Annotated in this window: 25 protein-coding genes and 1 pseudogene; all 26 read left to right on the top strand. The window is 61.0% G+C overall.

Annotated features, from left to right (window positions below; genetic code table 11):
- The first annotated feature begins 10 nt into the window (after positions 1 to 10).
- The 26 genes and pseudogenes from ACGHEN_RS08350 (at position 11) to ACGHEN_RS08225 (ending at position 19,870) form a co-directional block, all read left to right on the top strand.
- Positions 11 to 970, top strand: coding sequence for a 3-oxoacyl-ACP synthase III family protein (locus ACGHEN_RS08350; RefSeq protein WP_390398720.1), 960 nt, complete (start codon positions 11 to 13; stop codon positions 968 to 970).
- Between the two features lie 52 nt (positions 971 to 1,022).
- Positions 1,023 to 1,259: an acyl carrier protein gene (locus ACGHEN_RS08345; RefSeq protein ID WP_117797419.1), complete on the top strand. Its 237-nt coding sequence runs from the start codon at positions 1,023 to 1,025 to the stop codon at positions 1,257 to 1,259.
- A gap of 2 nt (positions 1,260 to 1,261) precedes the next feature.
- Positions 1,262 to 2,206, top strand: a complete 945-nt coding sequence (fabK, locus tag ACGHEN_RS08340) for an enoyl-[acyl-carrier-protein] reductase FabK (protein ID WP_390398719.1) — start codon at positions 1,262 to 1,264, stop codon at positions 2,204 to 2,206.
- The gene (locus tag ACGHEN_RS08335) at positions 2,194 to 3,120 is read left to right on the top strand and encodes an ACP S-malonyltransferase (RefSeq protein ID WP_390398717.1); all 927 of its coding nucleotides are present in this window, start codon (positions 2,194 to 2,196) and stop codon (positions 3,118 to 3,120) included. The genes fabK and ACGHEN_RS08335 overlap by 13 nt, the downstream gene beginning before the upstream one ends.
- Positions 3,121 to 3,150: 30 nt before the next feature.
- On the top strand, positions 3,151 to 3,924 hold the full coding sequence (fabG, locus tag ACGHEN_RS08330; protein WP_390398715.1) for a 3-oxoacyl-[acyl-carrier-protein] reductase: 774 nt from the start codon (positions 3,151 to 3,153) through the stop codon (positions 3,922 to 3,924).
- 39 nt (positions 3,925 to 3,963) lie between these two features.
- Positions 3,964 to 5,211 (top strand): beta-ketoacyl-ACP synthase II, encoded by a 1,248-nt coding sequence (fabF, locus tag ACGHEN_RS08325; RefSeq protein WP_390398713.1) that lies wholly within the window; start codon positions 3,964 to 3,966, stop codon positions 5,209 to 5,211.
- Positions 5,212 to 5,214: 3 nt separating this feature from the next.
- Complete coding sequence (gene accB, locus ACGHEN_RS08320) at positions 5,215 to 5,658, top strand: acetyl-CoA carboxylase biotin carboxyl carrier protein (protein WP_390398711.1); 444 nt, start codon at positions 5,215 to 5,217, stop codon at positions 5,656 to 5,658.
- 9 nt (positions 5,659 to 5,667) lie between these two features.
- Positions 5,668 to 6,090 (top strand): 3-hydroxyacyl-ACP dehydratase FabZ, encoded by a 423-nt coding sequence (gene fabZ / locus ACGHEN_RS08315; protein ID WP_390398708.1) that lies wholly within the window; start codon positions 5,668 to 5,670, stop codon positions 6,088 to 6,090.
- Positions 6,091 to 6,100: 10 nt separating this feature from the next.
- The gene (locus ACGHEN_RS08310; protein WP_390398706.1) at positions 6,101 to 7,444 is read left to right on the top strand and encodes an acetyl/propionyl/methylcrotonyl-CoA carboxylase subunit alpha; all 1,344 of its coding nucleotides are present in this window, start codon (positions 6,101 to 6,103) and stop codon (positions 7,442 to 7,444) included.
- The gene (gene accD, locus ACGHEN_RS08305; RefSeq protein WP_390398704.1) at positions 7,431 to 9,155 is read left to right on the top strand and encodes an acetyl-CoA carboxylase, carboxyltransferase subunit beta; all 1,725 of its coding nucleotides are present in this window, start codon (positions 7,431 to 7,433) and stop codon (positions 9,153 to 9,155) included. Before ACGHEN_RS08310 ends, accD begins: the two co-directional genes overlap by 14 nt.
- Positions 9,156 to 9,195: 40 nt before the next feature.
- The gene (locus ACGHEN_RS08300) at positions 9,196 to 10,410 is read left to right on the top strand and encodes a hypothetical protein (RefSeq protein WP_390398702.1); all 1,215 of its coding nucleotides are present in this window, start codon (positions 9,196 to 9,198) and stop codon (positions 10,408 to 10,410) included.
- Between the two features lie 151 nt (positions 10,411 to 10,561).
- On the top strand, positions 10,562 to 11,716 hold the full coding sequence (locus ACGHEN_RS08295; protein ID WP_390398701.1) for a cation diffusion facilitator family transporter: 1,155 nt from the start codon (positions 10,562 to 10,564) through the stop codon (positions 11,714 to 11,716).
- 39 nt (positions 11,717 to 11,755) lie between these two features.
- Positions 11,756 to 12,382, top strand: a complete 627-nt coding sequence (locus tag ACGHEN_RS08290) for a histidine phosphatase family protein (protein WP_390398699.1) — start codon at positions 11,756 to 11,758, stop codon at positions 12,380 to 12,382.
- 291 nt (positions 12,383 to 12,673) lie between these two features.
- Entirely contained in the window at positions 12,674 to 13,294 is a 621-nt protein-coding gene (gene rplC, locus ACGHEN_RS08285) for a 50S ribosomal protein L3 (protein WP_035137484.1), read from the top strand.
- A 46-nt stretch (positions 13,295 to 13,340) separates the two neighbouring features.
- Entirely contained in the window at positions 13,341 to 13,967 is a 627-nt protein-coding gene (rplD, locus tag ACGHEN_RS08280) for a 50S ribosomal protein L4 (RefSeq protein WP_006235032.1), read from the top strand.
- Complete coding sequence (gene rplW / locus ACGHEN_RS08275; RefSeq protein WP_006235033.1) at positions 13,968 to 14,255, top strand: 50S ribosomal protein L23; 288 nt, start codon at positions 13,968 to 13,970, stop codon at positions 14,253 to 14,255.
- 179 nt (positions 14,256 to 14,434) lie between these two features.
- Entirely contained in the window at positions 14,435 to 15,265 is an 831-nt protein-coding gene (gene rplB, locus ACGHEN_RS08270) for a 50S ribosomal protein L2 (RefSeq protein ID WP_117583062.1), read from the top strand.
- A 32-nt stretch (positions 15,266 to 15,297) separates the two neighbouring features.
- Positions 15,298 to 15,558: a 30S ribosomal protein S19 gene (gene rpsS / locus ACGHEN_RS08265; protein WP_006235035.1), complete on the top strand. Its 261-nt coding sequence runs from the start codon at positions 15,298 to 15,300 to the stop codon at positions 15,556 to 15,558.
- Between the two features lie 14 nt (positions 15,559 to 15,572).
- On the top strand, positions 15,573 to 15,944 hold the full coding sequence (gene rplV / locus ACGHEN_RS08260) for a 50S ribosomal protein L22 (protein WP_006235036.1): 372 nt from the start codon (positions 15,573 to 15,575) through the stop codon (positions 15,942 to 15,944).
- A gap of 6 nt (positions 15,945 to 15,950) precedes the next feature.
- Positions 15,951 to 16,661 (top strand): 30S ribosomal protein S3, encoded by a 711-nt coding sequence (gene rpsC, locus ACGHEN_RS08255; RefSeq protein WP_006235037.1) that lies wholly within the window; start codon positions 15,951 to 15,953, stop codon positions 16,659 to 16,661.
- Positions 16,661 to 17,056: pseudogene (gene rplP, locus ACGHEN_RS08250) on the top strand (50S ribosomal protein L16); the annotation flags it as partial. The gene rpsC and the pseudogene rplP, both read left to right, overlap by 1 nt.
- Before the next feature lie 107 nt (positions 17,057 to 17,163).
- Positions 17,164 to 17,379, top strand: a complete 216-nt coding sequence (gene rpmC, locus ACGHEN_RS08245) for a 50S ribosomal protein L29 (protein ID WP_006235039.1) — start codon at positions 17,164 to 17,166, stop codon at positions 17,377 to 17,379.
- A gap of 16 nt (positions 17,380 to 17,395) precedes the next feature.
- A complete protein-coding gene (gene rpsQ, locus ACGHEN_RS08240; RefSeq protein ID WP_006235040.1) occupies positions 17,396 to 17,656 on the top strand; it encodes a 30S ribosomal protein S17 in 261 nt (86 codons plus the stop codon).
- A 118-nt stretch (positions 17,657 to 17,774) separates the two neighbouring features.
- Positions 17,775 to 18,143 (top strand): 50S ribosomal protein L14, encoded by a 369-nt coding sequence (gene rplN / locus ACGHEN_RS08235; RefSeq protein WP_006235041.1) that lies wholly within the window; start codon positions 17,775 to 17,777, stop codon positions 18,141 to 18,143.
- Positions 18,144 to 18,156: 13 nt separating this feature from the next.
- On the top strand, positions 18,157 to 18,462 hold the full coding sequence (rplX, locus tag ACGHEN_RS08230; protein WP_006235043.1) for a 50S ribosomal protein L24: 306 nt from the start codon (positions 18,157 to 18,159) through the stop codon (positions 18,460 to 18,462).
- A 328-nt stretch (positions 18,463 to 18,790) separates the two neighbouring features.
- Positions 18,791 to 19,870 carry a Gfo/Idh/MocA family protein gene (locus tag ACGHEN_RS08225; protein ID WP_390398694.1) on the top strand — a complete coding sequence of 360 codons (1,080 nt, stop codon included), beginning with the start codon at positions 18,791 to 18,793 and terminating at the stop codon, positions 19,868 to 19,870.

Genomic DNA, 19,870 nt, shown 5'->3' with positions numbered 1-19,870 from the left:
GAGGTTAGTGATGGGTTTCACGATTCTTGGAACAGGCTCGGCGCTTCCTGAGCGCAGTGTTTCCAATGACGAGCTGTCCGAGTTCCTCGATACCTCGGATGAGTGGATTTTTACCCGCACAGGTATCAAGAGCCGCCACGTCTGCACCACCGAGTCACTTGACGACCTTACCGTAGCGGCGAGCGAGTGGGCACTCCGGGTGTCCGGAATCGACGCGAGCCAGCTGGATCTGATCGTCTGCTCGACGACGACAGGTGATCACCTTGTTCCCGCTGAGGCGTGTGCCGTTGCTGAGCGACTAGGCGCGACGTGCCCTGCCTTCGATGTCTCGGCGGCTTGTGCCGGCTTCGTATTTGCGCTCGATGTCGCCGAGGGCTATATCGCCCGCGGTCGCGCCGAGCATGTGCTGGTCATTGCCGCCGAGCAGATGACGCGCGCGCTCGATTGGACCGACCGTGCCACGTGCGTGCTCTTTGGCGATGGCGCGGGTGCTGTGGTCATAGAGGCTGGGGGAGAGAATCCCCTCGCTGTTGAGCTTTCGACCGCACCCGATGTCGAGACGTTGCGCGTTCCCGGTCTGGTCGGTACCTCGCCGTTTAAGGCCTCCGCAGATAGCGAGAGCGTGCTGTCCATGAATGGCCGCCGCGTGTTCAAGTTCGGCGTCAACGCCATCTGCGACACGGTCCATAAGCTCGCCTGCGACGCGAGTATCGCGGTCGAGGACATCGACCATTTTGTATTCCATCAGGCCAACGAGCGAATTTTGAACCAGGCGATCAAGCGCCTGGGCGTGCCGGACGAGCGCGTGGTTCGCACGTTGCGCGAGACCGGCAACATTTCGAGCGCCTGCATTCCCTTTGCGCTTGACCGGCTGGCACGTACCGACGCACTGAATGCGGGCGACACCATCGCCCTCGTTGGATTTGGCGCCGGCCTGGATATAGGTGGCTATCTGCTTCGTTGGAAGTAGTCGCACATAGGAAATAAAAACGCCCCTAGGGCACAAACAAAGGAGAACTACCATGGCAGATCAGAAGACCTTCGAGCGCGTTTGCGACGTTATCCGCGAGACCGCCGGCCTTGACGACGTCGAGATGAAGCCCGAGTCCACGCTCGAGGAGATCGGCCTCGACAGTCTGGGTACCGTCGAGATTCTCGTGGCCGTCGAGGACGAGTTCGATATTCAGCTCGATACCGAGGAGAACCCTAAGACGGTCGGCGAGTTCGTCGATACGGTTGAGGCGGCATTGGAGAAGTAGAGATGCTCAAGACTCCTCTCTGCGAGCTGCTCGGCATCGAAAAGCCCGTGTTCCAGGGCGGCATGGCCTGGATTGCCGATGCCTCGCTGGCATCTGCCGTGTCCGAGGCAGGCGGCTTAGGGATTATCGCGGCCATGAATGCCGACGCAAACTGGTTGCGCGATCAGATTCACGAGCTGCGCACCAAGACGGATAAGCCCTTTGGCGTCAACGTCATGCTCATGAGCCCATTTGCCGACGAGGTCGCGCAGGTCGTGATTGACGAGCGAGTGCCGGTCGTCGTGACGGGCGCCGGCAATCCCGCCAAGTACATGAAGGCGTGGAACGAGGCGGGCATCAAGGTCATCCCGGTCGTTGCCTCGGTGGCGCTGGCGCGCCTCGTGGCGCGTCGTGGAGCCACGGCGGTTGTTGCCGAGGGCACCGAATCGGGCGGCCATATTGGCGAGACCTCGACGATGGCACTGGTGCCGCAGGTCGTCGATGCGGTCGACATTCCCGTCGTGGCTGCCGGCGGTATTGCCGACGGCCGCGGCGTGGCGGCCGCCTTTATGCTGGGCGCCGTAGGCGTGCAAGTGGGTACGCGCTTTCTGGTCGCAGACGAGTGCACCGTATCGGAGGAGTACAAGGAGATGGTCCTGAAGGCCAATGACACCTCGACGCGTGCGACCGGCCGCTCGACGGGACACCCGGTGCGTGCCCTCAAGAGCCCTTTCACCAACGCCTACGCCAAGAGCGAGGCGGCGGGCGTAAGTGTCGAGGAGCTCGGGGCCATGGGCACGGGCGCCCTTCGCAAGGCCGCCAAGGACGGCAATTACGAAGAGGGCTCGTTTTTGTGTGGACAGATTGCCGGCATGGTCAACGAGTGCCAAAGCGCACGTGAAATCGTTGACGACCTGGTCGATGGTGCCGAGCGCGTCCTGAAGGGTGTGTTTGCATGGGTAGCGTAGCGTTTCTATTTGCCGGCCAGGGCGCCCAACACCCCGCGATGGGCGTCGATCTGATCGAGGTATCGCCGGCGGCCGCCGAGGTGTTCGCCATTGCCGACGAGGTGCGCCCGGGGACCAGCGAGCAGTGCCGGAGCGCCTCGAAGGAGGAGCTCTCGCAGACCGAGAACACGCAGCCGTGCGTGTTCGTGCACGACTTGGCTGTTGCCGTCGCCCTGCGCGAGCGCGGCGTGGTGCCTGCCGCCTGTGCGGGATTCTCGCTGGGCGAGGTCGCTGCACTCACCTTTGCGGGGGCATTCGATACACGAGCGGGTTTTGAGCTCGTGTGTGAGCGCGCGGCATTGATGGCCACGGCGGCTGAGCGTCACCCCGGCGGCATGCGCGCCGTCATCAAGCTCGATGCAGCGCAAGTCGAGGGCCTGGCAAAACAGGCCGGCGAGAACTGCTGGCCGGTCAACTACAACAGTCCCCAGCAGACGGTTGTGGCCGGAGCGCCCGATGCGTTGCAGAACCTTGACGCCCTGGTAAAAGAGGCTGGCGGTCGCGCCATGAAGGTCGCGGTGTCGGGTGCATTCCATAGCCCCTATATGGCCGAGGCGACTGAGGGGCTGGCGACGTATATCCAAGCCGGGCACGCCCCGTCCCCTTTGCTGATTCCGGTCATGGCAAATATGACGGCGGCTCCCTATCCGGCCGACCCGCAGGCGGCATCGGAGGTGCTGGCCAACCAGGTGAGTCATGCCGTGCGCTGGGTCGATGCGCTGCATGCTCTGCAGGATCAAGACATCGACACGTTTATTGAGGTCGGCCCCGGCAAAACGCTGTCGGGCCTGGTCAAGCGTACGCTGAGCGACGTTCGCGTGTATTCGTGCGAAACGGCCGAACAGGTCGCAGCTATTGCCGACGAGCTCGCATAGTTCACAGGGCTGTAACCCGAAAGGAATGACATGGGCAACTTGAACAACGGCGCGCTCGAGCGCGACGGATCGCGCCGCGTGGCGCTGGTCACGGGCGGCTCACGCGGCATCGGTCGCGCTTGTGCCGTGGGCCTGGCGGAGGATGGCTACGATATCGCCGTCGTTTATGCCGGCAGCGTCGATGCGGCGCGCGAGGCGTGCGAGGCCTGCGAGGCGGCTGGCGCCACGGCGCGCGCATATCAATGTGACGTGGCCGATCCCGCCGCCGTCAACACGTGCGTGGAGACGGTCCTCAACGACTTTGGCTCCATTTGGGCGCTCGTCAACAACGCCGGCATCACGCGCGACGGCCTGCTCATGCGTATGGGCGACGATGCCTTCGATCGCGTGCTCGATGTCAATCTCAAGGGCACGTTCAATACGACGCGCGCGCTCACCAAGACCTTTATGCGCCAGCGCGGCGGTTGCGTCATCAACATGAGCTCGGTTGTGGGCCTGATGGGCAATGCCGGGCAGGCCAACTACGCTGCCTCCAAGGCGGGCGTGATAGGGCTTACCAAGGCGGTGGCGCACGAGCTTGCGCCCCGCGGCGTACGAGTGAACTCGGTCGCCCCCGGATTTGTCGAGACCGATATGACGGCAAAGCTATCGGATAAGGTGCGTGCGGCGTACGAGGAACAGATTCCCCTAAAGCGCATGGCGCGCCCCGAGGAAGTGGCCGGCGTGGTGCGCTTTTTGGCGAGCGATGCGGCGGCCTACATTACGGGCGAGGTCGTGCGCGTCGACGGCGGAATGGCGATGTAGAAACCAGGGCCGATCAACGGCTTAAATGAGGAGACCAAGATGGAACAGAGAGTTGCAATCACCGGCATCGGTGCCGTATCGCCGCTCGGCAACACGGCGCTTGCCACTTGGGCGGCTATGTGCGCCGGCACGTGCGGTATCGGCCCGATCACGCACTTCGATACGGATGCGTTTGCTGTCAAGGTGGCGGCCGAGGTCAAGGGCTTTGACGGCAACGAGTACTTTGGTAAGCACGATGCCAAGCACCTCGACCCCTGCGTTCAGTTTGCACTGGCGGCGTCGGACGAGGCCATGCACGATGCGGGCCTTGATGTCGAAGATGCCATCGATCGCGAGCGCCTGGGCGTCTACGTGGGTTCAGGCGTGGGCGGCATGCAGACACTCGTCGACAACGTCCACACGATTGCCGATCGAGGGCCTCGCCGTGCATCACCCTATATGATTGCGATGATGATCCCCAACATGGCTTCGGGCAACATCGCGATTCGCCACAAGGCAAAGGGCCCGACCCTACCCGTCGTGACTGCCTGCGCGACTTCTGCCCATGCGGTGGGCGAGGCGTTCCGCGCCATCAAGCACGGCTATGCCGACGCGATTCTCGCGGGCGGCGCCGAGGCCGCAATTATCCCCGATGCCGTTGCGGGCTTTACGTCCTGCCGTGCATTGACCACCAACCCCGATCCCGCGACGGCCTGCCGCCCGTTCGATGCAGACCGCGACGGCTTTGTGATGGGCGAGGGCGCCTGCGTGCTCGTGCTCGAGGGTATGGAGCACGCACAGGCCCGCGGTGCGCACATTTACGCCGAGGTCGTGGGCTACGGCAACACCGATGACGCCTACCACATCACGAGTCCCGACCCGGATGCGGCAGGTATCGCCCGTGCGATATCGCTGGCAGTGGCCGAGGGCGACGTTAAGCCTTCCGAGGGCCTCTACATCAACGCCCACGGCACCTCGACCAAGCTCAACGATTCGTCCGAGACGGCGGGCATCAAACGAGCGCTCGGCGAGGACGCGGCGCGCGCCGCACATGTCTCGTCGACCAAGTCGATGACCGGCCACATGATCGGTGCCACGGGCGCCATCGAGGTCATGGCCTGTGCCATGGCGCTCGAGCAGGGTGTGGTGCCGCCGACCATTAACTACCACACGCCCGATCCCGCCTGCGATCTTGACTACACGCCCAATCGCGCGGTTCGCGCCGACCTTACCTGGGCGCTTTCGACCAATCTGGGCTTTGGCGGACACAATGCCGCCATCGCGCTGCGTAGATATGCAAGGAGCTAGAGCATGGATTCCAAAAGACTTGCCGAGATAGCCGATGTGATGGAGGACCGCGGCCTCACGCGCGTACGCGTTGAGGAGCCCGATGGCACCGCGGTCGAACTCGAGCGCGCGAGCGCCGCGCAGCCGGTTGCCGTGCCCATGCCTATGCCGGGTGCCGTGACTGCTCCGGCGGTGGCTCCTGTCGCCATGCCTGCCGCCGCACCGGAGCCCAAGGGCACCGAGGTGACCGCTCCCATGGTCGGCGTTTTCTATGCTGCCCCGGCGCCGGGCGACGAGCCGTTTGTGCACGTGGGCTCCAAGGTCAAGGCCGGCGAGACGCTCTGCATCATCGAGGCCATGAAGGTTCTCAACGAGGTGACGGCAGAGGCGGATGGCGAGGTGCTCGAGATCTGCGTGGCCGACGGCGACCTCGTAGAGTTTGGCAGCTGCCTCATGAGGATCGGATAGGTGATATCCATGAACAAAGAAGAGCTCAAGAAGCTGTTGCCGCATCGAGAGCCGATGCTTTTGCTCGACAAAGCCGAGCTGGTGGGCGACGAGGCCCACGGCAAGATCACGATTACGGGCGACGAGTACTTTTTGCAGGGGCATTTTCCGGGAAACCCGGTGGTCCCCGGCGTGATCCAATGCGAGATGCTCGCCCAGAACTGCTGCGTGCTGCTGATGGGCGATGAGGAGGCGCGCGGCGCGACGCCGTTCTACACGAGTCTGGACAAGGTGCGCTTTAAGCGTCCGGTGCGCCCGGGCGACACGGTGGACCTGGTGTGCTCCATCACGCGAGCGCGCGGGCCGTTCCGCTTTGCGACGGGTACTGCGAGCGTCAACGGTGAGGTTTGCTGCCGCGCCGATATGTCCTTTGCACTCATGCACGAAAGTTAAGGAAGTCTTCATGTTCGACAAAGTGCTCATCGCCAACCGCGGCGAAGTCGCGGTCCGTGTTATCCGCGCGTGCCGTGATATGGGCATCAAGACCGTCGCCGTCTACTCCACGGCCGATGCGGACGCGCTGCACGTGCAACTTGCCGACGAGGCGTATTGTATCGGCGGCCCGCGTCTTGCCGAGAGCTACCTCAACGACGATGCCGTGCTCACCTGTGCCGTAAAGTCGGGAGCTAAGGCAATTCATCCCGGCTATGGCTTTTTCTCCGAGAAGGCGAGCTTCGTGCGCGACTGCGACAAGTATGGCCTGGCGTTTGTCGGCCCCTCGGCCGAGGTGATCGACAACATGGGCGACAAGGACGCCGCACGTCGAACGGCTGCCGCGGCGGGCGTGCCCATCGTGCCGGGCTGCGATTTGCTCAAAAGCCCCGAGGAGGCGACGGCCGAGGCCGAGCGCATCGGCTGCCCCGTGCTTATTAAGGCGCGTGCAGGCGGTGGCGGTCGCGGCATTCGTAAGGTCGAGTGCGTGGAAGATGCGGCAAAGGCGTTCATCGAGGCGCGTGCCGAGGGAGAGGCCGTTTTTGGCGATGGCGAGTGCTACATGGAGAAGTTCGTCGCGCCGGCGCACCACGTTGAGGTGCAGATTATGGCCGATAAGCAGGGCCATGTGTTTTCGCTCGGCGAGCGCGAGTGCTCGGTGCAGCGCCGCAACCAAAAGCTGATCGAGGAGAGCCCCGCGCCGTGCCTCGACGGACACGACGACATTCGTGCCCGTATGCACAAGGCCGCGCGCGACCTGGCTCGTGCCGTCGGCTACGAAGGAGCCGGTACCATCGAGTTCCTGTATTCGGACGACGGCAATTTCTACTTTATGGAAATGAACACGCGCTTGCAGGTGGAGCATCCGGTTACGGAGTTTGTGACCGATACCGACTTGGTCAAGTGGCAGCTGCGCGTGGCGGCCGGCCAGCTTCTGCCCTTTGAGCAGGAGGACGTTCCGGTCCGCAACCACGCCATGGAGTGCCGCATCAATGCCGAAACGCCGGACTTTCTGCCGTCATGCGGAACGGTCACCGCGTTGCGTGTGCCGGGTGGTCCGCGCGTGCGCTGGGATTCCGCCATGTTTACCGGTGCGAACGTTCCGCCGTACTACGACTCCATGCTCGGCAAGCTCATCGTGTGTGCGCCCACGCGCGACGGCGCCATTCGCAAGATGCGCTCGGCCCTGGGCGAGCTCGTGATTGAGGGCGTGAGCGAGAACAGCGAGCTTCAGCTCGACGTGCTGGCAAACGACGAGTTCTTGTCGGGCATGTATCACACCGATCTGATGGGGCATCTCTATGCTGGTGAATAGAAAAGCGAAGACGGTCAACGTCCTCGAGGGGCCGATGACCGAGTCGTGCGCCGAGTTTCCCGCGCGCCACGTGTTTATCAAGTGTCCGGAGTGCCGCCGTGTGATCGATGAAACACGTCTGCACGACAACCTCGAGGTCTGCCCTCGTTGCGGCAAACACTTTCGCGTGAGCGGTCGCGCGCGTATGCGCATGACGGTCGACGAGGGCACGTTTGAGGAATGGGATGCCAATCTGGCGTCGGAGGACTTCCTCTCGTTTCCCGGTTATGCCGACAAGCTCAAGAGCGCGGTCGAGCATTCGGGCGAGCGCGATGCCGTTGTGTGCGGCAAGGGCAAAATCTGCGGTTGCGATACGGCGCTCTTCTTTATGGACGCCAACTTTATGATGGGCTCGATGGGTTCCGTGGTGGGCGAGAAGATCTGTCGCACATTTGAGCATGCGACCGAGCTGGGATTGCCAGTTGTCGGCTTTACCGTTTCGGGCGGTGCGCGCATGCAAGAGGGCGTGACATCGCTTATGCAGATGGCCAAGATCTCTGCTGCCGTGAGAAAGCATAGCGAGGCGGGCGGCCTGTATATCACGGTGCTCACCGATCCCACGACTGGCGGCGTAACCGCGAGCTTTGCCATGGAGGGCGACATTATCCTGGCCGAGCCCGATGCCCTGACGGCATTTGCCGGCCCGCGCGTGATCGAGCAGAACATGCACAAGCGCCTGCCCAAGGGATTCCAGCGCTCCGAGTTTTTGCTGGAGCACGGCTTTTGCGATGCCGTTGTTCCGCGTGGCGAGATTGCGCTCACAGTGGGAGAGCTGCTGGCGCTGCACGAAGGACACGCGCCCGGTCTGGGGGCACCGCACGAGATCGTGCATACGGGTCGCCGCGGCAAAAAGCTGGGACACTTGTTTAAGCGCTCGACGGCACCAAAAACCGCGCTCGAGATTGTCAAGCAGACCCGCTCGGCAGATCGCGCCACGGCGGGTGAGATGATCTCACTGGGCCTGGATGGATTTGTGGAGCTGCACGGCGACCGTTACTTTGGAGACGACGCCGCTGTGGTGGCCGGTATTGGCTGGAAAAACGGACGCCCCGTAACGGTCATCGCCATCGAGCGCGGCACCACGACCAAAGAGCGTATGCGCCGCAACTTTGGCATGGCGCATCCCGAGGGCTATCGCAAAGCGCGCCGCCTGATGCGCCAGGCCGAAAAGTTTGGTCGACCGGTTCTGTGCCTGGTTGATACTTCGGGCGCGTTTTGCGGCATCGGTGCCGAGGAGCGCGGCCAGGGCGAGGCGATTGCCCAGAATCTCATGGAGATGAGCGGCCTCAAGACGCCGATTGTCTCGGTGGTGACAGGCGAGGGCGGCTCTGGTGGCGCGCTGGCGCTGTCCGTGGCCGACCGCATCCTGATGCTCTCGAGCTCGGCCTATTCGGTCGTGAGCCCCGAGGCCTGTGCGTCGATCCTGTGGAAGGATACCGAGCGCGCGAATGAGGCCGCCGAGGCGCTTAAGCTCACGGCCCCCGATCTGTTGGCGCTCGGCATCATCGACGGCATTGTTGACGATAGGGGCCTGTCGCATGAGGAGATCGCCGGTGCCGTCATGTCCTCGGCATTTGATGCCTTCGATACGCTTGGGCAGCTCGACGACGCGACCCTCACAAACCTCCGCTACGAAAAGTACCGCGCAATCGGTCAGTACCGCACGATGTGACAAAGGGAAAGCTCGCATGTCACATTGGGAAAGGGTTCCTGTGTCACAAGTTTCCAACACCACGTTTGCAACGACGGTTTCATCAAACGCCATGGCCGTGGTGGACTATCTGTCCAAAAGCATGATGTCGGCGCTGCCGTTTATTGTCTGCGCGGCGTTGTTCCGCACCGTCGCCGTCATTATGGGCGAAGGCATGCTGGGTCTGTGGTCTGCAGATTCCGATATCTATCGCCTGTTCTACAGTTGGCTCTATAACGCCGGCTACTACTTTTTGCCCATTTATCTTGGTTGGGCGGCCGCCCGCCAGCTCGGTTGCTCGGAGCAGCTGGGCATGATGCTGGGCGGCGTATTGATTGCGCCCGATCTGCTTAAGCTCGTCGATGTCGCATCGACGACGGCGGCATCGATGACTTCCGTGTATGGTCTGTTTCCCGCGCCGGTCAACGATTACACGACGACTGTTATTCCGGTTCTCATCTCGGTGCCCGTGCTATGGCGAGTGGAGTGTTTCTTTCAGCGCGTTATCCCTCAGGCCGTGGCGTTTTCGTTCGTTCCGTTTGCGACCATGCTCGTTATGGTTCCGGTTTCGCTGTGTATTACGGCGCCGGCGGGCAGCTATCTGGGCATGCTGTTGGGCCAACTTATGTTTATGCTTGGCAATTCCGGTGGCATCGTGTCGCTGCTCACGCTCATGGGGCTTGCCGCGGGTTGGGAGTTTCTTAAGATTGCGGGCGTCAGCAACGTTGTCCTATCGCTTGCGTACGCGCAGTTTATGAGCGTGGGAACGGATTCGTGCATTCTCATTGCCGCGACAATGGCGACGTTCGCCGTTTGGGGCATGCCCTTTGGTGCGTCGCTCCGCGTTGCGGATAAGGATGAGAAGGCGCTCATGCTGGGCTATTCAATCTCGGGCGTGCTTGGCGGCGTAAGCGAGCCGGCGCTGTACGGCTGCGGTTTTAAATATGGCAGGTGCCTGACGTGCATGGCCATTGGCGGCGCCGTCGGAGGCCTTGTTGCAGCCGTGGGCCACGTTACGGCTTATACCATCGGCATGACGAATGTCCTCATGGTCATTGGCTTTGCCACGGGCGGTATTTCGAACCTGCTGTGGTGCTGCGTTGCCGGCGGCACGGCATTTGCGGCGTCTGCGGCGCTGAGCTACTGCTTTGGCGTGGTGCCGACGAAGGGGCGAGCGACGGGGGACGGAGCCGATTCACCCGAAACCTCGAAGAGCGTGGCCGAAGTAAGCGCGTAAACCTGTGCGACACAAGGACGATTCCTTTGCCATATTCCAAGGCCGTGGCCCGTGTGGGTTGCGGCCTTTTTTGTATCTGGGGGACAAAGTGGCTACACTACAATCCGTTTGAGCAATAGATATATAGGTAGTACCGTGGGGGCGGATGTAGATGGTCGAGTGGATTGTTAAGCGTGCGCAGGGCGACCGTGCGCGCGTGGGCACGTTGACGGGCGTTGTGTGTATTCTCGCCAATGTGGCACTATGTGCTGCGAAGGGCGCAATTGGCGTGGTTTCGGGATCGGTTTCGATCGTGGCGGATGCCATGAACAACCTGTCCGATGCCAGCTCGAATATCGTGAGCGTGCTGGGCTTTAAGCTGGCGAGCAAGCCGGCCGACCCCGAGCATCCTTACGGTCACGGTCGCTACGAGTATCTCTCGGGTCTGGTCGTGGCGGCGCTCGTACTGCTGATCGGCCTTGAGCTTATCAAGTCCTCGGTTGAGCGCGTCATCCACCCCGAACCTGTCGAGTTCTCGCTTGCCCTGGTGACGGTTCTAGTGCTTTCGATGGTCGTAAAGCTCTGGATGGCGGCCCTCAACCAAAAGCTCGGTGACCGTATTGAGTCCGATACGCTGCATGCGACGGCTCAGGACTCAAAGAACGATGTCCTGGCCACGGGCGCTGTGCTGGCGTGCGCGATTGTTTCCCAGGTGACGCATGTCAATCTTGATGCTTGGGTCGGCCTTGCCGTTGGCGTCTATATTGGCTGGAGCGGCTTTGAGCTTATCCAAGATACGGTGAGCCCCCTTTTGGGCCAGGCACCCGATCCCAAGCTGGTCAAGCACATCCGAGACAAGATCATGAGCTACCCCGGCGTTTTGGGTGTTCATGACCTAATGGTTCACGACTATGGCCCGGGCAGGAAGTTCGCAAGTGCGCACGCCGAGATGGCGGCCGAGGCCAGCCCGCTGGAAAGTCACGACACGCTCGATAACATCGAGCAGTCGTTTAGGGTCGAAGACGGCATGATCGTCACACTCCATTACGATCCCATCGTGACCGACGATCCAAAGGTGGCAAGCATGCGTCTGCGCATCAACGCCATGGCCCAGGAGATCGATGGTCGCCTTTCAATTCACGATTTGCGCTGTGTGCCGGGTCCTACGCACACTAACGTGATCTTTGACTGCGTGCGACCCTCGGATCTGCGAATGAGCGCCGAGGACCTAAAGCACGAGTTGGCGAAACGGGTCGAGTCGGAATACCCCAAGTCGATTGCAAAGATTACGATCGACGAAGACTACGTAGGGCATACCCACGAGTAGGGCTGTGCCGGCAAAGCAAGTTATACAGAAGGGGAGACTATGAAGAAGCTGTATCTGCTCCGCCACGGCCAGACGGAATTCAACGTCAAAAAACTCGTCCAGGGTCGCTGCGATTCACCGCTCACCAATTTGGGTCGTCAACAGGCGCAGACAGCCGCCGCATGGCTCAAGGTCCATGGCGTCGTCCCCGACAAAGTGGTCTCATCGCCCTTAGGCCGAGCCATGGACACGGCAAGTCTCGTCGCATGCGAACTCCTCGGTCCGGATGCAGCAGTCGAGCCCTGCGAAGGCATCATCGAGCGCAGCTACGGCACCTTCGAAGAAGGCCCCCACGACGCCCTGCCCACCGACGTCTGGGACACCGGCGAGGACCTGATTCCATTTGGCGGAGAAGGAAGCCATGCCCTGCAGGAGCGCATGGTAGACACCCTCACCAATATCATGGGCGCCGAGGATATCGAAACCCTCCTAGCAGTAAGCCACGGCAGCGCCAGCCGCCAATTCATCAAGGCTGCAGCCCCAGAGGGCTTCGAGCTCCCAGCAAAACTCCCCAACTGCGCCATCATGATCTTCGATTTCGAAGAGGCAAAGCCACAAGCAGAAGGCGAGCCAATGCAATGCAAGTTCACCCTCCAGCAAATAGTGGACCCCCAACAAAGTCATTAGCCTGAGCGAGCAAGGTTTAGCAGACATCAACGTGCCACGCACTTTACCTGCGTAAACAATGTGAGTGAAATATGAATCTCGATGGATACGCCCGCAGCCGTGTATACTAAACAGCTGTGTGTAACCAGGGGAGTATTCTGGCTGGACAAAATGCCTGCTTAATAGGGTTGTCAGGTAGTCCGGACGCAATACAAGACTGGGGAGCACGTCGTGTAAGTAGTGGTCCTCTAGGGGCGTACGCTCGGTGGTGTACGCATTGTCCCAAGACCACGCGAGAGTTGGGATCATATCTTGATCAGCATGATTCTCGGCCGCAAGATTGGCATGACCCAGGTTTGGGACGAGGACGACAACGTCGTTCCCGTCACGGTCATCCAGGCTGGCCCCTGCGCTGTCTCGCAGGTTAAAACTCAGGCAACCGACGGCTATGACGCCGTCCAGATCGGTTTCGGCGACATCAAGGCCAAGAACGTGAACAAGCCCATGGCTGGTCACTTCGCCAAGGCTGGCGTCGAGCCTGTCCGTTTCCTTCGTGAGGTCCGCGTCGAGAACGGCGAGGAGCACAAGGTCGGCGAGGTCGTCACCGTCGCTGATTTCGCTGATGTCGAGAAGGTCGACGTCATCGGTACCTCCAAGGGTAAGGGCTTCCAGGGTCGCATCAAGCGCTGGGGTCAGCGCCGCGGTCCTATGACGCATGGTTCTCACTTCCAGCGTCACCCCGGTTCTATCGGTCAGTGCGCCTATCCTGCGCGCGTCCTCAAGGGCGTCAAGATGGCCGGTCACATGGGTAACGAGCGCGTTACCGTCAAGAACCTTTCCGTTGTCCGCATCGATGCCGAGCAGAACCTCATCTTGGTCAAGGGCGCTGTCCCGGGTGCCAAGAATGGTCTCGTCGCCATCCGTATGGCCTAAGGGCCCAGCCCATTTAGCCCAGCGTCATACCAAGGAGAACACTTAAATGGCAAAGTTTGAAGTAAAGAACAGCGAGGGCAAGAAGGTCGCCGAGGCCGAGCTCGCCGCTGAGGTGTACGGCATCGAGCCGAACATCCACGTTATGCACCACATCGTCAAGTGCCAGATGGCCTCTTGGCGTCAGGGCACCCAGTCCGCTAAGGGCCGCTCTGAGGTTTCCGGTGGCGGCAAGAAGCCTTGGCGTCAGAAGGGCACCGGCCGTGCCCGCCAGGGTTCCATCCGTGCTGCCCAGTGGCGTCACGGTGGCGTCGTCTTCGCCCCCAAGCCCCGTTCCTACGCTAAGCGTATGAACAACAAGGAGGTCAAGCTGGCTATGCGCTCCGCGCTGTCCGCCAAGCTGGCCGATGGCGAGCTCGTGCTCGTCGACGACTACGGCTTCGAGAAGCCTTCCACCAAGGCTGCCGTCGCCATGCTCAAGGCTCTCGGCCTTGAGGGCAAGCGTCTGACCATCATCGTTCGCGATGAGGACGTCAATGCTTACCTGTCGTTCCGCAACATTCCCAAGACGTTCATCATCACTGCCGACGAGGCCAACACCTACGATCTCGTCAACAACAACGCCGTGCTGATGCCCGCCGACATCGCCGCTCACTTCGGGGAGGTGCTTGCATAAATGACCGCCCACGAGATCATCATCCGTCCGATCGTGTCCGAGCGTTCCTTCTCCGGCATGGAGCAGAACAAGTACACGTTCGAGGTCGCCAAGGATGCTAACAAGTATCAGATCAAGGACGCTGTCGAGGAGATCTTCGGCGTCAAGGTCGTTCGCGTGAACACCCTGACGGTCAAGCCCAAGACCAAGCGCGTGCGCTATGTCGCCGGCAAGACCCGTTCTTGGAAGAAGGCCATCGTCACGCTGGCCGAGGGCGACACCATCGAGGTCTTTGGCAACCAGGCCTAAGACTCGCTGCTGTTGAGTGAGCTCATGCCTCCCAAATAGGGGAGGCGAGAGCTCAAGGTTTTGGGCGTATAAAATGGACACGCCCGGAACCGTGTATACGTCCGGTGTCATCGCACCCGAGGCAGAACCTCGAATCCCTGTCTGCGATGGCTAACGGATTCCTATTGAAAGGGATTGTAATGGCTGTAAAGCACCTTAAGCCGACCTCCGCTGGTAGGCGTTGGCAGACGATCTCCGATTTCTCCGAGATCACCTGCACCAAGCCCGAGAAGTCTCTTCTCGAGCCCCTGCCCAAGAAGGCCGGTCGTAACAACAACGGCCGCATCACCACCCGCCACCAGGGCGGCGGCGTGAAGCGTCGTTACCGCGTGATCGACTTCAAGCGCAACAAGGACGGCGTGCCCGCCAAGGTTGCCACGATCGAGTACGATCCGAACCGTTCCGCTCGCATCGCTCTGCTGCACTACGCTGACGGTGAGAAGCGCTACATCCTGGCCCCCAAGGGCCTCGAGGTCGGTCAGACCGTCATGTCCGGTTCTGACGCCGACATCAAGCCGGGCAACGCTCTGCCCCTCGCCGACATCCCCGTCGGTACGCTCATCCACGCCGTCGAGTTCCAGCCGGGCAAGGGCGCTGCTATCGCCCGTTCCGCCGGTAACTCCTGCCAGCTGATGGGTAAGGAGGGCAAGTACGCTATCGTCCGTATGCCTTCCTCCGAGATGCGCCGCATCCTCGTTACCTGCCGCGCCACCGTCGGTGAGGTCGGCAACGCCGATCACGCCAACATCGTCATCGGCAAGGCCGGCCGTAAGCGTCACATGAACGTGCGCCCGACCGTCCGCGGTACCGTCATGAACCCTGTCGACCACCCGCACGGCGGTGGCGAGGGCAAGAACCACACCTCTGGTCGTCCCTCTGTTACCCCCTGGGGTAAGCCGACGAAGGGCCTTCGTACGCGCAAGAAGAAGAAGGTCTCGAACCAGCACATCATTCGTCGCCGTAAGAAGTAATTTCGGATACCGAGTTTTAGGAGAAAGCACTTATGAGCAGAAGTCTCAAAAAGGGCCCGTTCGTGGAGACTCGCCTTCTCTCGCGTATCACCGCGATGAACGAGGCTGGCAAGAAGGACGTCGTGAAGACCTGGTCCCGCGCGTCCACCATCTTCCCCGAGATGGTTGGTCACACCATCGCCGTCCACGACGGCCGCAAGCATGTGCCCGTGTATGTTACCGAGTCCATGGTTGGTCACAAGCTCGGCGAGTTCGCGCCGACTCGTACGTTCCGTGGCCACAAGGCCAAATAGGGGGTTAACCGTAAATGGCAACTAAGTCTATTGAAACTGAGGCCACCGAGGTTCGCGCCGTCGCTAAGTACGTGCGTGTTTCCCCCAGCAAGGCCCGCCTGGTGGTCGATCTGATCCGCCGCAAGCCTGTCGCTCAGGCCTTCGACATCCTCCACTTCTGCGACCGCGCTGTCGCCGTGGATGTCGAGAAGGTTCTCCGTTCCGCCGTTGCGAACGCCGAGAACAACAACGGTCTGCGTGCCGACAACCTGGTTGTCGCCGCTGCCTATGTTGACGAGGGTCCGACGCTTAAGCGCATCCGTCCCCGCGCCAAGGGTTCCGCTTCTCGTATTCTGAAGCGTACTTCCCACATCACCGTCGTCGTTGCTCCTCGAAAGGAGGCGTAAAGCTGTATGGGTCAGAAAGTCTACCCCACCGGCTTCCGTCTTGGCATCACCGAGAACTGGCGCTCCCGCTGGTTCGCAGAGAAGGATTACGCTAAGACCCTCGGTAACGATCTCGAGATCCGCAAGTACCTCGAGAAGCGTCTTTCCCGCGCAGCTGTCTCCCGCGTCGAGATCGAGCGCGCTGGCGACAAGGTGAAGGTCATCATCCTCACCGCTCGCCCCGGCGTTGTCATCGGTAAGAAGGGTGCCGAGATCGATACCCTCCGCACCGAGCTCGAGAAGGTTGCTGGCGTCTCCAAGGGCCAGCTCTCCGTCGACGTTGTCGAGATCAAGCGCCCCGAGCTTGACGCCAACCTCGTTGCTCAGTCCATCGCTGAGCAGCTCGAGGGCCGCGTTGCCTTCCGTCGCGCTATGCGCAAGGCTGTCCAGTCCGCCCGCAAGGCCGGCGCCAAGGGCATCCGTATCCAGTGCTCCGGTCGTCTCGGCGGTGCCGAGATGGGCCGTCGTGAGTGGTACCGTGAGGGTCGCGTGCCTCTGCACACCCTCCGCGCCAAGATCGACTACGGCACGGCTGTCGCCAGCACCACCATGGGCGCTTGCGGCGTGAAGGTCTGGATCTACCTGGGCGAGAAGCTCCCGGGCCAGCCTGTTCCCAACCCTGCACTCGAGGGCTCTTCCCGTCCTCGTCGTCGTAACTCCGAGAGGAGGGGTCAGTAGTGCTTGCCCCTAAGCGTATTCTTCACCGCAAGGTGCAGCGTGGCTCCATGAAGGGCCAGGCCAAGGGTAATACCGAGCTGCATTTCGGCGAGTTTGGTATCCAGGCTCTCGAGGCTCATTGGATCACCAACCGTCAGATCGAGGCCGCTCGTATTGCCATGACCCGCTACATGAAGCGTGGCGGTCGTGTCTACATCACGATCTTCCCCGATAAGCCCATCACCAAGAAGCCTGCCGAGACTCGCATGGGTTCTGGTAAGGGTAACCCCGAGGAGTGGGTGGCCGTCGTCAAGCCCGGCCGTATCATGTTCGAGGTCAAGGGCGTGCCCGAGGAGGTCGCTCGCGAGGCTCTGCGTCTTGCACAGCACAAGCTTCCCATCAAGACCAAGATTGTTGCTGCCAAGAACGCTGAGCAGCGCATCGAGAAGGAGATGGCTGAGGAGGCCGCTCTCGAGGCCAAGTGGGCTGCTGAGGACGCCGCCGCCGCCAAGGAGGAGAACTAATGAAGCCCGCAGAGATTCGTGAGCTCTCGGACGCTCAGCTCGTTGAGAAGCTGAAGGAAATGCGCGCCGAGCTCTTTAACCTTCGTTTCCAGATGGCCACCAGCCAGCTGGACAACACCGCTCGCGTCAACACCGTGAAGAAGGACATCGCTCGCGTCCTCACGGAGCAGCGCGCCCGCGAGATCGCAGCGGAGAAGTCCGCTGTCGCCGAGTAGGACCTAAGGAGAGAACATGACTGATTCGCGTAACTCGCGTAAGGTCCGTACGGGTGTCGTTACCTCCGTCTCCGGTGCCAAGACCATTGTTGTCACCATCACCGAGCGCAAGCGTCACCCCAAGTACGGCAAGATGATGACCAGCTCCAAGAAGCTGCACGCTCACGACGAGGAGTGCACGGCTGGCGTGGGCGACACCGTCCGCGTTATGGAGACCCGTCCTATGTCCAAGATGAAGCGTTGGCGCCTCATCGAGGTCGTCGAGCGCGCTAAATAAGCAGTCGCTCTTACGACTTGTACGTTTCCGAAGATGTGCGTATGCCTGGCTTGCATACCACGGGCCGCATAAAGGCTGCGCACCTCTCTTCGGTTCTTAGTTCGGAGGAACATCTACCATGATTCAGATGCAAACCATGCTGAACGTCGCCGACAACTCCGGCGCTCGCAAGATTCGCTGCATCAAGGTGCTTGGCGGTTCCAAGCGTCGTTATGCAGGCATCGGCGATGTGTTCATCGGTGCTGTCCAGGAGGCTACCCCTGGCGCCAACGTCAAGAAGAAGGACGTTGTCCGTTGCGTCGTCGTTCGCACCGTTAAGGAGATCCGCCGCAAGGATGGCTCCTACATTCGCTTTGATGAGAACGCCTGCGTTGTCATCAACAACGATGGTTCGCCCGTCGGCACCCGTATCTTCGGGCCCGTCGCTCGCGAGCTTCGTGACAAGAAGTACATGAAGATCGTCTCGCTCGCTCCCGAGACCCTGTAGTTAGGGGAGATATATGTATATCAAGAAGGGCGATAAGGTCCAGGTTCTCTCTGGTAAGGATCGCGGCAAGCAGGGCGTTGTCCTGCGTGCTCTCCCCGCCGAGAACAAGGTCGTTGTCGAGGGCGTTTCGGTCGTCAAGAAGGCCGTCAAGCCCAACGCTGCCAACCAGCAGGGCGGCATCGTTTCGCAGGAGGCTCCCATCGACGCCTCCAACGTCAATCTCGTTTGCCCCGAGTGCGGTAAGGTTACCCGCGTCGGTCACGAGAAGGACGGCAAGAACAAGCTGCGCGTCTGCAAGAAGTGCGGCCACAAGTTCTAAGCTGCCCGCAACATCAAGTTGCTAGCAAAGGCCCGGATGCCACGGCACCCGGGCCTTTTTTGATCCCTTGGGGACGGAGGAAAACGGATCATTACCGTCCGCAAGGGTGCCGTTGATCCCTTTTCCTCCGTCCCTAAGGGATCAGGTGATGCACATTTGTGCGTAGTTGTGTGCGTAGGATTGCGTGACTATGCTTGTATATGCACCGTCTGCTGCTGAATTTTGACCATTTAGCGGTAATACACGCAGAAGCACGCACATACACGCGTATTTGTGCGAATATAGAGCTGTCAGAAATGAAAGACTTTTCACGACGCAGGAGGCACATATGGCAGATTCCAAGCAGGCTCCACTCGACTCCGCGGCAGCCGCAAAGGCAGCGTTCGCTTCGGTCCAGAACAAGCCGTTCCCCGATGATATCTTTACGGCACCCGAGCTTCGTTGGGCTGTGATCGGGTGCGGCGTTATCGCCAACCAGATGGCCCAGTCTCTCGCTCTTGCTGGCCGCAAGCTTGCGGGCGTCGCCAACCGCACGCTGTCAAAGGCTCAAGCTTTTGCCGAGCAGTATGGCATCGAGAAGGTCTATGAAACGGCCGAGGACCTCTATGCCGACCCTAACATCGACGCGATCTATATCACCACGCCGCATAACACGCATGTCACCTACCTGCGCGCCGCTCTGGCAGCAGGCAAGCACGTGCTCTGCGAGAAGGCCATTACCCTCAACTCCGCCGAGCTCGATGAGGCCCGTGCCATTGCCGACGAGCATAACGTGGTCCTTATGGACGCCACTACGGTGCTCCACATGCCCCTGTATCAAGAGCTGCGCCGCCGCATGGATGCCGGCGAGTTTGGCCGCATGAACCTCGCCCAACTCAACTTTGGCAGCTATAAGGAGTACGGCGATCTGACCAACCGTTTCTATAACCGCAACCTCGCCGGCGGCGCTATGCTCGACATTGGCGTCTATGCGCTTTCCGTTATGCGCCTCTTTATGGCAAGCCAGCCCGCTGAGGTCGTTTCGCTGGGTAACACCTGTGAGACCGGTGTCGACGTTGCGGGCGGCATCGTCTGCCGTAATGCCGAGCAACAGCTGGGTGTTGTGAGCCTTACGCTTCACTCCAAGCAGCCAAAGCGCTCGGTCATCAGCTTTGACAAGTGCTATATCGAGGTCAACGAGTACCCGCGTGCCGATCATGCGACCATCGTGTGGACTGCGGACGGCCACCGCGAGGAGGTCCACGCCGGCACCGAAGCTTACGCCCTTTGCTACGAGATGGCCGACCTCGAGAAGGCCGTTGCCGGCGACGACTCCAAGCGCGAACTGCTGGATTATGCTTCTGATGTTATGGAACTTATGACCAAGCTTCGCGCCGACTGGGGAGTCGTGTACCCCGAGGAGGGGTAA

It is taken from the genome of Collinsella sp. i06-0019-1H4, from assembly GCF_042849575.1.
Taxonomy (GTDB): Bacteria; Actinomycetota; Coriobacteriia; order Coriobacteriales; family Coriobacteriaceae; genus Collinsella.
The sequence above is the reverse complement of the archived record's forward strand: the minus strand, read 5'-3'. Positions and strand labels throughout refer to the sequence as shown.